Origin of the sequence: Chitinophaga polysaccharea, assembly GCF_007829335.1 — a bacterium.
GTDB lineage: Bacteria > Bacteroidota > Bacteroidia > Chitinophagales > Chitinophagaceae > Chitinophaga > Chitinophaga polysaccharea_B.
In genome coordinates this window covers 353,013-368,280 of record NZ_VIWO01000005.1, presented here as the reverse complement: position 1 = coordinate 368,280, position 15,268 = coordinate 353,013, and the positions used below count along the sequence as shown (strand labels likewise).

Annotated in this window: 12 protein-coding genes; 7 read left to right on the top strand and 5 right to left on the bottom strand. The window is 48.5% G+C overall.

Features of this window, described 5'->3' with window-relative positions:
* Position 1: 1 nt before the first annotated feature.
* From FHW36_RS18420 to FHW36_RS18410, 3 genes are read right to left on the bottom strand one after another with little or no spacing between them, the layout of a single operon-like run.
* The gene (locus FHW36_RS18420) at positions 2 to 571 is read right to left on the bottom strand and encodes a phage tail protein (protein WP_145671042.1); all 570 of its coding nucleotides are present in this window, start codon (positions 569 to 571) and stop codon (positions 2 to 4) included.
* Positions 572 to 596: 25 nt separating this feature from the next.
* A complete protein-coding gene (locus FHW36_RS18415) occupies positions 597 to 1,148 on the bottom strand; it encodes a phage tail protein (RefSeq protein WP_145671041.1) in 552 nt (183 codons plus the stop codon).
* A gap of 11 nt (positions 1,149 to 1,159) precedes the next feature.
* The gene (locus tag FHW36_RS18410) at positions 1,160 to 1,747 is read right to left on the bottom strand and encodes a phage tail protein (RefSeq protein WP_145671040.1); all 588 of its coding nucleotides are present in this window, start codon (positions 1,745 to 1,747) and stop codon (positions 1,160 to 1,162) included.
* A 184-nt stretch (positions 1,748 to 1,931) separates the two neighbouring features.
* On the opposite strand from FHW36_RS18410, the gene FHW36_RS18405 reads away from it, so the two are divergent.
* From FHW36_RS18405 to FHW36_RS18375, 7 genes are all read left to right on the top strand, one after another.
* Complete coding sequence (locus tag FHW36_RS18405; protein ID WP_145671039.1) at positions 1,932 to 2,780, top strand: metallophosphoesterase family protein; 849 nt, start codon at positions 1,932 to 1,934, stop codon at positions 2,778 to 2,780.
* Between the two features lie 214 nt (positions 2,781 to 2,994).
* Entirely contained in the window at positions 2,995 to 4,842 is a 1,848-nt protein-coding gene (locus FHW36_RS18400) for a type VI secretion system Vgr family protein (RefSeq protein WP_145671038.1), read from the top strand.
* A 45-nt stretch (positions 4,843 to 4,887) separates the two neighbouring features.
* A complete protein-coding gene (locus FHW36_RS18395; protein ID WP_145671037.1) occupies positions 4,888 to 6,276 on the top strand; it encodes a DUF3289 family protein in 1,389 nt (462 codons plus the stop codon).
* A 1-nt stretch (position 6,277) separates the two neighbouring features.
* Positions 6,278 to 6,781: a hypothetical protein gene (locus FHW36_RS18390; RefSeq protein ID WP_145671036.1), complete on the top strand. Its 504-nt coding sequence runs from the start codon at positions 6,278 to 6,280 to the stop codon at positions 6,779 to 6,781.
* Between the two features lie 6 nt (positions 6,782 to 6,787).
* The gene (locus FHW36_RS18385) at positions 6,788 to 7,552 is read left to right on the top strand and encodes a hypothetical protein (protein WP_145671035.1); all 765 of its coding nucleotides are present in this window, start codon (positions 6,788 to 6,790) and stop codon (positions 7,550 to 7,552) included.
* A gap of 12 nt (positions 7,553 to 7,564) precedes the next feature.
* Positions 7,565 to 11,497, top strand: a complete 3,933-nt coding sequence (locus FHW36_RS18380) for a PAAR-like protein (RefSeq protein WP_145671034.1) — start codon at positions 7,565 to 7,567, stop codon at positions 11,495 to 11,497.
* Between the two features lie 10 nt (positions 11,498 to 11,507).
* Entirely contained in the window at positions 11,508 to 12,641 is a 1,134-nt protein-coding gene (locus FHW36_RS18375; protein WP_145671033.1) for a hypothetical protein, read from the top strand.
* A gap of 70 nt (positions 12,642 to 12,711) precedes the next feature.
* Here FHW36_RS18375 and FHW36_RS18370 read toward each other — a convergent pair whose 3' ends face one another.
* Both FHW36_RS18370 and FHW36_RS18365 read right to left on the bottom strand, forming a co-directional pair.
* A complete protein-coding gene (locus FHW36_RS18370; protein WP_145671032.1) occupies positions 12,712 to 14,040 on the bottom strand; it encodes a PQQ-dependent sugar dehydrogenase in 1,329 nt (442 codons plus the stop codon).
* Between the two features lie 119 nt (positions 14,041 to 14,159).
* Complete coding sequence (locus FHW36_RS18365) at positions 14,160 to 15,119, bottom strand: SGNH/GDSL hydrolase family protein (protein WP_145671031.1); 960 nt, start codon at positions 15,117 to 15,119, stop codon at positions 14,160 to 14,162.
* Positions 15,120 to 15,268 lie beyond the last annotated feature (149 nt).

Below are 15,268 nucleotides of genomic sequence, written 5' to 3'. Positions count from 1 at the left end.
ATCACGTTTGGGATGGATAAATGCCATACAGGGAAATAATAAAATTGACAGCCAGGTAAGGCTGCATATTGTATTTTGGTTGGTTACCGCCGGTGGGTTGCACCTGCATCATATAATTGCCGTTGCTGTCTGCAGAGTTTTCCGCCACGTTAATCGGATTGAGGTAACCCGCATTTGGACCTGTACCTTGTACTGTGCTATACACCATGTTGCCTGCGGTAATGGCTGGGTAAGCGGGTGAAAGTGCCGTACCTGGATTTTCACCGTACGCCGGAATTGCTACAGATGCCTTTAACAGATGAGCATGTGGAGGTAGATTGTCTGCAATTAAAGTAACTTCCTCACTACCGCTTGCCTGGCCAATTACATGGCTACCGCCCATGTGCATAGGCACCCTTCCCTGCAGGTTAGGCAGGGCAAATGTCTCCTGTCCATCACCCCCATAAGTAGTGCCAATCAGGTTGAATAATGTATCATTTTCGGATATCGGTATCAGGCTACCATCACAAATCGCCCAACCTGCAGGGGCAAAGGTGCCGGCAAACATTCTTATTTCTCCTACAAAAGCCATTGGTTATAATTTATACGATCAGAAATCAGGTACGTGGTGGAAAAACTCCTTGCAGCGCAATCACGAAATTAAGTGCCAGGTAAGGCTGCATATTATTGAGCGGCAAATTGGGATATCCTCCGTTTGCTGCTTGTATCGTTGATTTTAAAGGAATATTACCTGTGTCGGGGATACTTCCATATAGCTGTGTACCTGCTGTTGTGCCTAGGTAGTTACCAACGGGGTTATAGGTATTATTGACATCCCCCACCGGTATTGCCAATGGTGTTTGCGTAACAAGGTGCGTATGGGAGGGAAGTTCAGCAAGTGTGAGGGTCACTGTTTCAACGCCTCCTTGCTCACCTAAATCACGCTGGGTCAATCCCTGTCCCTGCCCCACGCCAATAGGTACGCGCCCTTGCAGATTGGGGAGCCCGAAATTGCTTTTGCCATCTCCTCCATAGTAAGTACCCAATAGGGAAAAAAGTGCTGTATTTTGTGAAATTGGCATGAGCTGGCCCTCACAAAAAGCAAAGCCTTGTGGGGCGAAATTGCAACCGAAAATCATAATTTCCGCTACAAAAGGTGCACTGGGCATATAAAGAAAATTTAAGTCTGACTTGGAAATATCCCTTGCAGGGCGATGATGAAATTGATGGTGAGATAAGGCATCTGGTTGTCAAAAGGTATGAATGTCGTCCTGTTGTTGTTAGTGGCCAACGGTTGGTTACTAGCCAGGTCTTTAGCTAAAACGCCTTCGTTTATAATGGCCATCCGGTCATCTGCCGATGTACTGTATCTGGGGCTACCCACTGGCGCCGGTGCCGGAAAAGCACCTGAGGGGGAAACGACATTGGCATTCGAACTGATTGTCTGTGTTAAGGTCGCTTTCACGCTGTGACCATGATCCGGTAAATTTGATACCGCGATCGATTGAGCAGCTGTTCCTCCGATTTCTCCCAGCACATGGCTGCCTCCCCAACTCATGGGAACTCTTTCCTGTAGGTTAGGTAAGCCAAAATTAACACGGCCGTCTCCGCCATAGGTAGTACCGAGGAGAGAAAATAAAGCCTGGTTTTGATTGATCGGCAGCAACTGCCCATTGCACAATGCATGCCCCTTTGGTGCAAAATTAAAGGACATCATCCTGATTTCTGACAGGTATGGTGTGATATCATCGCCTAAGATCGATAGCATATTTCAGGGATAAAATATATATTAAGTATAGTGCTGTTTTGAGGGCTTTCAATAAGTGTATAGCTAAGATATTTCCGTAAAAGTATAGCTAAAATTCTTTTCCTGCATAAATTATTTTTGAATTTTTCAATTTCCCGTATAACTACCTATCTTCGTTCCACTTTTATTGAACCCCCTTTACCATATGAATCAACATCGTCGGTCCTTTTTACGCAACGCGTCACTGGCAACAGGTGTACTGTTACTACAAAAGCCATTCAGATCACTGGCTGCTGTTACTGAAAATGCTGCTTACCTGCCTGGTGATAACCGGGAGCTCCTGGTCTGGCATACCAATGATCAACACGGGCAATTAACTGCCTTACTGCCGGAAAGCAGACAAGGGCTGTTACTGGATGCAGGAGATTTCTTAGATGATACGGCTAACGCACAGGCACATATGAAGATGATCCAGGCCATGAATAATGCCGGTTACCAGGCGGCAACTATCGGCAACCGGGAACTGGCCGGGGGCGCCGCTGCCCTGGCAGCACTCATTCCGCATATGCAATTTGCATTGGTCAACTGCAATTACCGTTTTGCGGACAAAGCACTCGCGCAAAAAGTGCAGCCACATAAAATCGTTTATGTGGGCGCGTTAAAAGTCGGTATCACCGGAGTAGGTCCTCAACTGCCTGCAGGCAACGGGGTTACCTGTTTGCCACCGGTACCCGCCGCCGATGCCGTTGCCGCCATGCTCAAGAAAGACTACGGTTGCCAGGTAGTCATCTGCCTCTCTCACCTGGGATACAAGCAACCCGACACCATCACCGATAACCATAACATGGCCACCGATACCAGGCATATCGATTTCGTAATCGGCGGCCATCAGAAAAAAATACTGGCATCTACCATGGTATGCCGCAATCTCCAGGACCGGGAAGTATATCTCAGCCAGGCCGGATGGAATGGCAATATGGTAGGAAAAATGAAAATGATGTTCAATGAAGAACGCCAGGGCTGCGGTATCCAACCCGGTAGCATCATGGCTTAAGATATACGTATCCGTTAATAAGAGCCGGGCCTTCTTTACAAGAAAGCCCGGCTTTATCGTTTATATTGTTGTTTAAATTAATGCGTTTGCTCCCTCTCACGAAGAATTCATATTAGGTTTCCACACAATTTCAAAATTTTTGTATAACTTCCCGCTTTAGTTTGTAACCATAAACAGGCAATGTTAACCGCCTCACCATATCAATTTTAAACTAATGGCCTTATACACGCTAACTAACGTATCTATCGGAGAAGAACAATTCAAGCAATTTCATGCCCTGTCGCTGCAGCAAACGATGGACGGTCATCATTCCCTGGAGCTGAAAATCGGTTACGACTGGTTATCCCGTTTAGGCAGGAATCCTATCGCCGCCGGCAAATCTTTCCTGGGAAAAGATATCACGGTATCTGTACAAGCGATCGACAAAAGCGGCGATTTTAAACCGCTCCTCTTTAATGGCATCGTTACCGCCGTCAGCTCCGGTAAAGAAAGTGATGGTATCAACGGCAGCTGCGTCATACGGGCCACCGGTCCTACCGTATTGCTCGACGGCAACCCCCATATCCAGTCGTACGAACGGCAGGAACTGGGAAGCATTGTTAACACCGTGCTCAAAACTGGCAGCGCTTCCGGCTCCCGGCCAGAAGTAAATCCCGCTACCAGCAAACCACTTAAATACATTGTACAATATAAGGAAACAGGCTACCAGTTCCTGCGCCGTTTATCGGAACGCTACGGGGAATGGTTTTTCTATAACGGCCAACAAATCATCTTCGGCCAGTATACCCCCCGCAAAATAAACCTGGTACACCAGGTAGACCTGATCAATTTCGACCTGGAACTGCGGGTATTGCCGAATAACCAGTCGATGAACGGATGGGAATACCGGCAGAATAAAACCGTGGAAGACAGCACCAACGCCAAGTCCGCCGGTAATACCGGTTCTTATACGCAACATGCGCAGGCCATGAGCGAAAAGCTGTACCAGAAACCGGCACTGTATAAAGTGCCTTTCGCCTTCAGTGGTAATGCCGCCGAAGAATTACAATTGCTTACCAAACGCCAGCAACAGGGCCAGATGGCCCAGATGGTACAACTGAAAGGACATAGCAAAAACACCGGTCTGCGTATCGGAGATATCGTCAGTATCCAGGAAAATGTTTTTTCGAGAGAAGATCATGGCGAATTTGTTATCACCGCCCTCGAACATCATTGTAATGGCAACGGTGAATACAGCAATACTTTCGAAGCCATGCCCGCGGAAGCCGCTGCTCCCCCGGTAAACCTGGAAAATATCCCCCGCTGCGAAGCACAAAGCGCCGTAGTTACCGATAACTACGACCCCAAAGGATTGGGACGTATACGCGTTCGGTTTAACTGGCAAACCGGTTCCACGCCCTGGATACGCCTGCTCCAGCCCCATGGCGGCGGCGATAAAGGATTTTATTTTGTACCCGAAGTAGGAGAGGAAGTATGGGTAGATTTTGAAGGTGGCAATGCAGAAGCACCTTACGCTACCGGCGCTGCTTACAACGGCGGCGCGAAAGCCGGTTTCGGCGATGCACAGAATAACGTGAAGGTGATCAAAACCCGCAGCGGCCACACCTTCCGCCTCGACGACAGCAGCGGACAAGAGTCCATCACCATCTCCGATAAATCAGGAAATGTGATCGTCATGGATACCAGCACCAGCAGCATTTCTATCACCGCGCCGGAAAATATCAGTATCAAAGCCACCAACATCAGCATACAAGCCAATGAAAATATTGATGTCAATGCCGGCTTTAATATGACACAAGCCGCCGGGATGAACATGAGCCACTCCGCCGGCGTAAATATATTGCACAATGCAGGCGATTCCATCAGCCACTTTTCTGTGAATGATTACCGCCTCACTGCTACCAATATCACTAAAATAGCAACAGAAAATATGGACGTACAGGCCCGGAAAATTGAAAAAACAGCAGAAGAAATGAAAGTCGACAGCTCCAAAGAGGAGATGACCATCAACTCCGGTAAGTCAGTGGCCATCAAGAGTGCAGAAAAATCCAAATTGTTCTAAAAGCCATTGCAATAACCCACTTCCATTATCTTTAAACTGAAACCTATGGGTGATAATAAGACCGGTAACATGGTCGTCATCTGTAAAAAATATACAGAAAACGGCGAAAATATACGCTGGAACAGCCAGGGTGAAACCTCCCTCAACTCCGGGAAAAGAATCCGGATGGCTGGAAAACAGGAAGGCGTTACCTTCCATAAAAATGACCCCGTTGTACTCAATACCGCTACTACCATCAAAGTACTGAAGGTAACCGGCCCCGCCAGCGTTATCAACGGCAATACCCACGAATTCAAAGCCACCGCCTTTAGTGAAACAGTGCCCGACCATCAGCTTATGCTGGTCAACTGGGCCTTTTCCTTCGACGACGGCAAAACCATCATCCCCTTTAAATCCGGCACCACCAAAGCAGAGAAAGGAATTGCCTATAAAACGATTACGGTAGCAGGCAATACTGTCGATAAACAGGTATCAGTATACGCCTACTTCCGCAAAGTTGATCCAAATATAAAGGCGACCGCAAAAGTTATCTATCTCCCCCTGGTAGTAGACGTTTACCGGGTACCCGGGCTCAATGAAACCGGCCTGGATATCGCCAACGACATGGCCTATGGCAAAGGCAACGGGAAAAAGCCGGTGTATTCGGCAGCAGATATTGCCGCCTACCGGAATGCTTATCTCGATACCGGCTTTGATGCCGCCAAACATGCCAAATTCGCCAATGCCGACACTGGCGATAAAGGCATTTATACCACCGCACAGGTAATGAATACCGGCACGCTGATGAAGCTCTCTAACTTTTCCTCCGACTCCATGCTGTTCCTGGACTTCCGCGCTATGGTGGAGCTCATGGCACGGGGCGACCTGAACGACAATATCCGGAATATGATCGACCGCTTTCAGAGCAACAAAGGCGGCGTTTATGAAAATGCCGCGCTCACCAAAGCGGTGATCGCCAATCCCTCTACCCAACGCTTCTGCACGGGTGTTGAAGATGAAATGGCAGAAAGGATTAAAAAAGCAGGAGGGGAACTCACCGCCATGGAAGACAAACAAGTGTACTATGGCGATGAAGCAGGATATAAAAGTAAACATCCTTACGGGCATCCCGCCTTTCCTTATAGCCGCGATTATAACCTGGCTACGGGGTTGACCATTGCGATCAACGATGTGTGGTCCTATAAGGTAACACTCACGGCGTTTAAGTTGACCGGCAATACTTATAAGGCAAAGTACGAAGTACAGCTATGGGACCACTTCGGCCTGGATCTGCCAGACATGGAAAAGTTTTATTCCTATGGTGCGGGCTTCCGTGCCTGGTTTATATTACAACACCTGAGAGGGTACAAACCCTTTCTGACCAAAGTGCAGTTTGAAAAGGAATTCACCGGCAATATCACAGAAGGCGCAGCCGAAAGGAAAAGTAAAAGATAGTATGAAGCGAATGATAAAATATAGCTATGCAGGCATCCTCCTCCTCGGTATGTGGTCCTGTACGGAACCTGTTCTACACCAGGCACCACACATCCTGGCATTGAATAAACTGACCCGTAAAGGGCCCGTGAATATAAACGGTCAGCCCAGACCCGGGTTGTACCAATATGCACTGATAGAAAATACACCCAAGAACCCGGACAGCCTCCGGCAACTGCTGCGCACCTGGTGCGATTCGGCCATTAACAAGCCCGCTATGGAAAAGCAGTATTACCGCTATTTTATACAGTTCTTCGATCGGTCTGCGGCCACGGAAAGTTACCTGCAGGGAAAAGAAGATTTCTGGGATACACATAATGATATTAACCAGGAGCTGAGCGACTACCGGGGGGAATTGCGCTATGAACGCTGTTCCCGGGATTCGTTACAGGGACAATGGACCCTGGAAGTAAGCTTGCCTGGCTATCACCAGGTAGATACCCTTGGACATAAATGCACAGAGTAAACGGATATGGGGCTATTTTCTTTAGGCAAAATATTCAGTAAAACAGTAGCGCCGCCGGTGCTGCAGGCCTCCCATATATACGTGGTCACCGCCAGCTACCAGGGAGAAAATACGACTACACTCCGGTACAATATGACCATTTGCCGGATGATCGTAGGTGATAACGGGAACGACTATTTCCAGGCGAACCGTTCGGAAATGAGGGTCAATGATGAACCAGCCTCCGATCACCTGGCCTCCGACCTGGCTGCCCAATGTGGTAGCGTAATGTGGCCCCTGCAAATACAAACGGCGGAAGATGGCAGCATCACCGGTATTTATAATCACCCGGAGATCGTGAAGAGATGGGAAGAGAAAAAAATACAGCTGTTGCAGTATTTCACCGGGCCGGAAGCCACCAGCTATATCAGTACTACGGAACAAACGCTGTTGCAACCAGCTGCGTTCCTGGAAGCGGTGAAACAAGACCTGTTGCTCGTTACCTGGTGCTCCCTGATGCGCGCCGGCCAACGCAACACATTTCCCGCAGCTTACCCGGTGCAACCTTTTGAACCACCGGTAAACTTCCTGGTCACCACACAACGAACCCCTGCCGGACAAATCCTGCAAACAGGCCAGCCTGCACAGGATACCACGGAAGGGCATATGGAAATAAAAGCAGTACAATTACATCCACCTGGTTTTTTACAACGATTAGAAGGAGTATGGACACAGGGTAACTATAAAGTTACCCTGCGTGCCATCAATATCAGCGATGAACATCAACAATAAAACATCCATTGTATGGCCGATAAACACTTTGTAGTACAGGGCGCCACCTGTAAATGCGATTTTGCCGCCAAGACTGATAAACTGGTTATCAGCGGCAATAACCGCGATTATATCAATGATGGAGACGGCAGCGAAAAACCCATTGCCAGCACCAAAGATACCGGGACGCCACTGGAAGCAAAATCATTTGGCAACTGCAGCAAAAATAACAATAGCACCTGCGTACCATCGATCACCGCATGGCAACAGCCGTATGAAAAGGTAACCCTCACCAATGGAGGAAAGGTGTTGACAGAAGATAGTAAAGCGGTATGCGCTACCGCGGGCACCGCCTGTATCTCTATTCTGTTCCATGGACAAACCGCCGCGGTAAACAGCGCCCATTTCGATAAAGTGGAAGTGGAAACGATGTCGGCACTCAACCCGATGGCGCCCAAACCAGCTAATCGTAAGGAGATGCCCAAAGTACATACGATTAAAGCCACGGTAGAAGGGCGGGTGCCTGCGCTCGAACTGGTAAGTGGCAGCCAGAAAACAGATGCGGTAAAGATATTGATCGTAAGAGTAGATGAATCGATCAACTTCTCAGTAAAATCTTATTTCAACGAAGCCAAGGCAGATAAAGACAAGGTAAGCTGGAAAATTCTGGAGGGACAAGGCTTTGAAGGCGCTGCCCGGGATTTCAACGAGGCAGGCCCCACCCTGAAAATGAACTTCGACGTGGCCGGCGACTATCGCGTGATGGCCTATGGCAATGAAGGCGATGATACCCGCTGCTCCCTCGATGTGAAAGTAACGGTTAATAAACTGAAAGATCATCTCAGCGTAGGAGAGGGGATGGGGCGACTGCTAAAGGGCAGTGAACAACGTATTCGTAGGGGCGTTCCAGTTACTGTGAACGCCGACTATGAAATGCAGCCTGCCACCGCAGAGGAAAAGAAGCGGGTATCCATGCAGGTGACCGATCAGGCAGGCAATATCGTGGCAGCTACAGAACCTGGCAACGACAAGATTACGTTTACCCCCGACAACTCCGCTGCCACTTACAAAGTTACCGCCACCATGGCAGCCGATACACCCGACGGCGCACCGCAGACAGTAAGCCAGGACATGGTTTCGGAAGCAAATGGCGTAGTAGCCGTTACCAACGACCAGCAGGCCGATGTGATCAGACCCGGCACCACCATGAGCTTTAAAGTGAGCGAAATGGTATACAAAACACAGGTGCAGGACTTTGAAAGCAGCATGATCAAATGGCAGCTCAATGGCCACGATGTGGGCACCGGTTCCGCTATTTCCCTGGACGGCCGCATGCACTTTATGCGTCCGGGTAAATATGTAGTGGAGGCCTACGTGATGAAAGCCGATGCCTGGGATGCCCGCAAGGGCGCGCCTGCCGGCAATCATCAGAAAGATGACTGGCGCTTTGAAGTGAAGAATAATGAAGTGGTGCAGCTGGAAGTGGAAGGCGGTACCACCGACTGGATAGTAGGTAAACATTATACACTGATAGCTAAAACCCTCATGAAATATCAGCGGGAGCTGGATGGTCCGCTAACATGGGTGCCTAACAACAACAGCAGCACAGAAAAGAATGCGGGCGTTTATGCTACTCATGCAGGCAAATTCTATATGACCGCCACCCTCGGCGCTTCTACTAAAAGGCTGGAAGTAAATGCAAAATATGCCGCCATCACCCGCTGGTGCTTTGGAGATAAGGAAGGCGTATATAAACCTTTCGCCGGCTGGAAAGAAACGATTAAAGCCCTCGTCAGTTGCCCCGCCGCAGCAGGAGAAAAAGTAAACCTGCATATCCTGGAAGCTGACAAGTCGAGCTTTAATTATATTAAAGACCTGGGCGAAGCCACCTTCGATGCCAACGGCGATATCAAACTCGATGTTAAAACCGATGATCTCAAACCTCTCCTGAAGAAATTATACGAATGGAATGAATACGACGTTTGCTTTGGTATCCTGCAAAGACCCGGAGGCATTGAGTTTGCAGATGTGAAAACCGTAGAGGCAAAAGGCAAAAAGTTCTGGTATCCAAAAAAAGAAAGCAACCTGCGCGATAAGGAAACGGGAAAATATGTGTACATCGATGACACCAAAGAAGTGGTGTCCGTACACTTCTACGACAGCAAAGATTATCCTGCCTATAAAGTGTATAAATATGGGGAGAAGATAAAGATCCATATCCAGACGCGTAACCTGGGTGGGGAAACGCTCACCCTGCAGCTCTGGGAAAATAAATACAAGGAAGAAGATAAGCTGGCCTTGGAGCTCACCGGTAAAGTAGACGACCAGGAAATCCTGAATATAGAACTGGATACCGCTAAATTAAAAACGGGGGTAAAAGCCAAAGATGACAATCTTCGTCCCTTCTATGCTATTATCAAATCTACGAAGGCCGATAAGTTTGAATTCCCGAAGGAGGTAGCAGATAAAAACACCTTCGATCCTAAAACCATTAGTTATTACCAGCATATTAAACTCTCGGATGGCGCAGCAGACCTGCTGAACAAGGTCACCAAAGATGTGGCGCCCACCGTGCTGGGAGAGGCGTTGGAGAAAGAAGAATCTTCCGGCGGCTGCCCGCGTTGCAATGAAAAAATAACGCCGGCCACACTGAAGAAAATGTTCCCGGATGCAACGCCGGAAAGCCTGCAAACAGCGGCCGACATCTACAACAAATACATGAAGGAACTGGGCATGAATACCTGTTGGAATAAGGCCCATTTCTTTGCACAAATCATGGTGGAAACCGGGAGTACGCTGCACCTGAAAAGCGGGGAAAGCTTCAACTGGTATTGGAAAAGCCTGATTGAAAACTTCGGCGCCTTTCAAACCACAGAAGGCCGGGCCAAAGCGGAGTTATGGGGCCGCGCCAATGAAAAGCCTCCTCATCCGGGCGTAACCCCTGAAAATGAAAAAAATATTGCGAACTATGCCTACGGTCCCGACGCCGCTAAAGGACGGGAGCTGGGTAACACCCAGGCCAACGATGGCTGGAACTTCCGCGGGAAAGGACCCATACAGCTAACGGGCCGCACCGCCTATGACTACGCCAATACCTACACGAAGCGGGAGAACGCAGATATTATTGCCGACCCTGACCTGGTGATTAAAGACTTGAAGATAGGAGTGCTGTCATCTATGGCTTTCTGGAAATGGAAAGGGTTGCAGAACGCGGCTAACGGCAATACGGAAGTAACCGAAAAGATCAGTAAAAAAGTAGGTAAAGATGCGGTGACTTCCGACGGCAAGAGTAGCCATGCAGAGAAGAAAAAAGCATTTAAAGAAACAACATCGGTCGTGTTTAAAGTGAGTGAATGCTTGTACGGCATCATTCCTGCGGGCGACAATAACAAGTACCGGATTGATGTGGACCTGTTTACCTATCAACAGATCCGGATCAACAAAGAATCTAAGCAATACCAGTTTGATGTGTACAATAAGAACGCCCTGGTAAAAACATATGTCATCAACGCTAACGAGAAAACCCTGTTGCCTTTCCCGGAAACAGGGCCCAACTGGGGGCGTTTTGGCACCAGGGATGCCGGCGGCGACAACTATGCGGCGCCGAAAGTGGCGGCAGCCTTCTTTGGCTTCTTTTATTCGCTGCCGCTCAATGGATATGCCGGCACACTCTATTATAACGACATTTCTGCCAATGATGGAAGAAATATCGGGCACCAGGGCCACGTGCACGGCGATGATATGGATATCCGCTATCCCGGCGCAGCGCCTGATGAGCGGTACTGGTACGACGCTAAAGCACATTATCCATCAGAAGAAAAATTTGTAGAAACCCTGGAAAATATTCTTACCATTGCTTTAAAATGGGGCTTTAATACCAACTATGCCTATAAAGCAGGTATTAAACATACCAAAGGAGTGGCGATGAGCGTTCACCAGGATCACTTTCATATCGGATTAAGATAAACAACAAACAATGTATAAACACACCTTCACCGGAATCGTTGCGATGGTATTGGCTTGCGTGGGCTGTCATCCACAAGAAAGTAATACGAAACAGGCAGCGCAAACCGATAGTGTTAAACCAATTGAAAACGTATATACCATGAATGCTGCTTTACTGAAAAAGCACAAGGAATTGCAGATGAGGCTGGAAGCATCAGAAGATGGATCTTATCCTATTTATAAATATACCGAGACCGATGTAAACGTGGCATTGCCAGCCATCGCAGAAGGGTTGAAAGCGCAGCATTTCGTACAGTTGTCCGACGACGCTTTTAAAGCCAGGATCCGCAGTATATTCGGCGATGTTTTTGAACCCGGCAGTTGCGATACCCAAAAACATGAACAGTTTATCACCTTGTTTGACGGGAAGAAAAAAGAAGACGAAGAATATTGGTATACGGTAGATAATATTTTTGTTTCCACCGGGTATCATTTTATCACCCATGTACCGCTGGTGGGCGACTTCGTAGAATTTACCGACAGTGCCCACTATAAGATACAGTTGTTGCCCACGATGGTATCCAGGAATAAATACCTGCTCAACGATAGCAAGGCCGACCTGGCCATCCTGCTGGCCAATGATTCCGCATTCCTGAAAAGGCTGGTAAAACAGTACGGCTATACGAAAGAACCCCGTATCAACGACCTGGCCATGAACGATTACGCCCGTATGGATGATAACCATATTGGCACCGTAGGTGAAACCATTTTTGTGAAAGATTGCAAGGGGAAAATGTCGATCCGGGAAGATCTGCTCACCTGGATAAAAGACCATACCACCGCGGAAGATCACCGTTTGCTGGATGGCTTAAACTGGTATGCTTCGGCGTTGTACGACAACAGTGGCAGTACCGAATTTACCGGGCAAAAGCCTTTTGAGCGGTGGTCGCTGGAAGAAAAGAGAAAGATTGTGGCCTATATCGCCAATATTTATGTGCCGCTGTTTCATGCACTGGTACCAAAGAACCCTGCTACCTGGCCGGCGGGCACTATCCTGGAAAACCTGTTCCTGGAAGACAAAGGGCTGCGTGACTATTTAATTCAGCAACAATATTTCGGATTACCAGCATTAAGAAAGGAGATAGAACCCAGTATTGTAAAATAATCATGCATATTAATAGGCATTAAAAAGGGTTGCATTCAGGATGGAATGCAACCCTTTTTAATTGATAAGATTATTTTTTTACCGAAACCCGCCAGATGGTATTCGCGGCATCATCAGCTACCAGCAGGGAACCATCTTTCATCATGGCCATACCTACGGGGCGGCCATGTACTTCACTTTTAGGCTCGTTGGCGATAAAGCCGGTCAGGAAGTCTTCCGCTTTGCCGGCAGGCTTGCCGTTTTGGAAAGGAATGTAAATGATTTTGTAACCCGACAGGTAGGTACGGTTCCAGGAGCCGTGCTGGCTGATGAAAGCACCATTCCTGTATTTTTCAGGGAAGGCAGTGCCTTTATAGAAAAGTAAACCCAGGGAGGCAGAGTGGGCCATCAGCGCTACATCTGGCGTAATGGATTTTTTTACCAGCTCAGGTTCCTTGCCTTTGAAAGAGGGATCTTCATGCTGACCAAAATACGCATAAGGCCAGCCATAAAAACCGCCTTCCTGCACACTGGTAAAATAGTCAGGCACGAGGTCGTCGCCCAGCTGATCCCGTTCATTGACTACCGTCCACAAAGTATGGGTGCCCGGTGCCCAGTCCATACCCACAGGATTGCGGAGCCCGTTGGCGTAGATCTTCAGGTTGCTCCCATCAGGATTCATGATCAGTATATTGGCTCTGTTTTTTTCTACTTCCATTCCCTGTTCTGCATCGTTGGTACCGGATCCTACAGATACCAGCAACTTGCTGCCATCTTCATTGGGAATGATATTCCGGGTCCAGTGATTGTTGTAACCGCCTGCGGGCAAGGTCACTATTTTCTTCCCGTCAGCTTCCATGGTGGTCATGCCGGTTTGATAAGGATATTGTACGATACCGTCGGTGTTGGCTACATAGAAGATATTATTCAATATCAGCATGCCCATGGGCTGGTTCAACTTTTTCAGGAAGGTATGCCGTTCATCAGGAAGCCCATCATTGTTGGTATCCCGGAACATGGTAATCCTGTTGGCGGTGATGCTATTATTTTCCGAGTTCGCTTTACCACTCCATTTGTTGATCACCTCCTGGGTAAACCGCTTGATCGCATGCGCCTCTGATACAAACACATCGCCATTGGGCGCTACGTATATCCATCGGGGGTTTTGCAGGCCGTCTGCAAATTTGGTTACCTCAAAGCCGGGAGGAGCAATTGGTTTGCTGCCGTCTTTCCAGCCAATTACATCGCTGAAGTTGGTGACAGACTTGGTAGCTCCCGGGAGTGGAAGCGAATCCGGCGGTGTGTTGTTGGCCGCAGCCAGAGAATCCTGCGCTGCATGCGCCGGAGGGCGCGAACCATGACAGCTGCATAACGACAATAATAGGGCAGCCGCAGCTGCAGACAAGTACTTTTTCTCCATCGCTATAGGGGTTGAAGGGCAAAAGTTACATCATTTTACATTAACGGGATTGATTTTTCATATTAGTTCCCCCTAAAAACGGGTACCTCCGCTGACGGAGATACCCGTTTCCTTTTACCTTACATCTTCACTAGTTTATATCGTTGCGATTGGTTCACGATAATAAAGTAGATGCCTGGTCTCCAGTTTCTCACATCCAGGCGGTTGCTCATCGTGTTTTGTTGCAGGTGGATCAATGCGCCGCTGCTATTGTAAACAGCCACGCTGAATACGGTTTCTATGATACCCTGCAGCAGCACATGATCTGTAGCAGGGTTAGGAAATAGCCAGCCCGGTTTAGGAGGCGTGGGTGGCAGGGTAGGCGTAGTAGGGATGGATTTATAAGCGCAGAGCGAATCCGGTATGGCGGCAGCTACCACGCGGCTAAACAGGATGCTTTGTCCCAGCGAGTTAAAATGCACCTCATCGCCGCTGTTGTACAGCGGGGCAATGAACCCTGTGCTGGTGGCCATACCGGTATAGAAATCGATCGCGTAGGCGCCGAAGTACTTGATGATGGTATCTTTCATTTGTCGTAAGCGGGTAGCAGCATCATACCCCAGGTTACCCCTGGGCTGTGTAGTGCTTACCCACAAGGGAATGTGGGCTTGTGCCGCCGCCTGCTTCAATACCAGGAAGTTGGCCAATTGTTTATTCAGCGGAAACCCTTTCGCCTCATCGTTGGTAGGCATATTAATGATGATGGCATCGGGGTGCAGCGATATGGCTTTGGTAATGTTATGCGTGGTATCTACGCTAAGGGCGATGCCCAATATAGTATAAGGCGGTGTGCCGTTGGGCATGATCTGCTGGGTAGTATACCCGCCAATAGCAAGGTTGATCACCGTATCGGCGGCGTTGTGACTGGCTTTGAGATAGCGGGCATAACGGAATGGCCAGGCGCTGTCGCGGTTGGGCAGTCCATTGCCCCAGGCAGTGGAAGAGCCCAGCACAACGATTTTTAGCGGGCTACTGCAATTTTGTGCATAGCTGATGCGGGTACCAAGACAAAAGAATGCCAGGAGTAAACATTTTTTCATGGTAGCGGGTATTGATAAAAATGCCGGTTGTAGTGCTGCAGAGGGTATCCGGAAACAGGGAGCTGGATTAGCTACTGCCTCAAAGTAATAGCATTATACTGCACTTCTATCGCAGTGAGCCGGTTTTCGGGTCAGTTACTGCTAACTTT

Coding starts and splice junctions, on each gene's coding strand:
- FHW36_RS18420 (WP_145671042.1), bottom strand. CDS start 571: ATGGCTTTTGTAGGAGAAATAAGAATGTTTGCCGGCACCTTTGCCCCT.
- FHW36_RS18405 (WP_145671039.1), top strand. CDS start 1,932: ATGAATCAACATCGTCGGTCCTTTTTACGCAACGCGTCACTGGCAACA.
- FHW36_RS18400 (WP_145671038.1), top strand. CDS start 2,995: ATGGCCTTATACACGCTAACTAACGTATCTATCGGAGAAGAACAATTC.
- FHW36_RS18395 (WP_145671037.1), top strand. CDS start 4,888: ATGGGTGATAATAAGACCGGTAACATGGTCGTCATCTGTAAAAAATAT.
- FHW36_RS18370 (WP_145671032.1), bottom strand. CDS start 14,040: ATGGAGAAAAAGTACTTGTCTGCAGCTGCGGCTGCCCTATTATTGTCG.
- FHW36_RS18410 (WP_145671040.1), bottom strand. CDS start 1,747: ATGCTATCGATCTTAGGCGATGATATCACACCATACCTGTCAGAAATC.
- FHW36_RS18365 (WP_145671031.1), bottom strand. CDS start 15,119: ATGAAAAAATGTTTACTCCTGGCATTCTTTTGTCTTGGTACCCGCATC.
- FHW36_RS18380 (WP_145671034.1), top strand. CDS start 7,565: ATGGCCGATAAACACTTTGTAGTACAGGGCGCCACCTGTAAATGCGAT.
- FHW36_RS18390 (WP_145671036.1), top strand. CDS start 6,278: ATGAAGCGAATGATAAAATATAGCTATGCAGGCATCCTCCTCCTCGGT.
- FHW36_RS18415 (WP_145671041.1), bottom strand. CDS start 1,148: ATGCCCAGTGCACCTTTTGTAGCGGAAATTATGATTTTCGGTTGCAAT.
- FHW36_RS18375 (WP_145671033.1), top strand. CDS start 11,508: ATGTATAAACACACCTTCACCGGAATCGTTGCGATGGTATTGGCTTGC.
- FHW36_RS18385 (WP_145671035.1), top strand. CDS start 6,788: ATGGGGCTATTTTCTTTAGGCAAAATATTCAGTAAAACAGTAGCGCCG.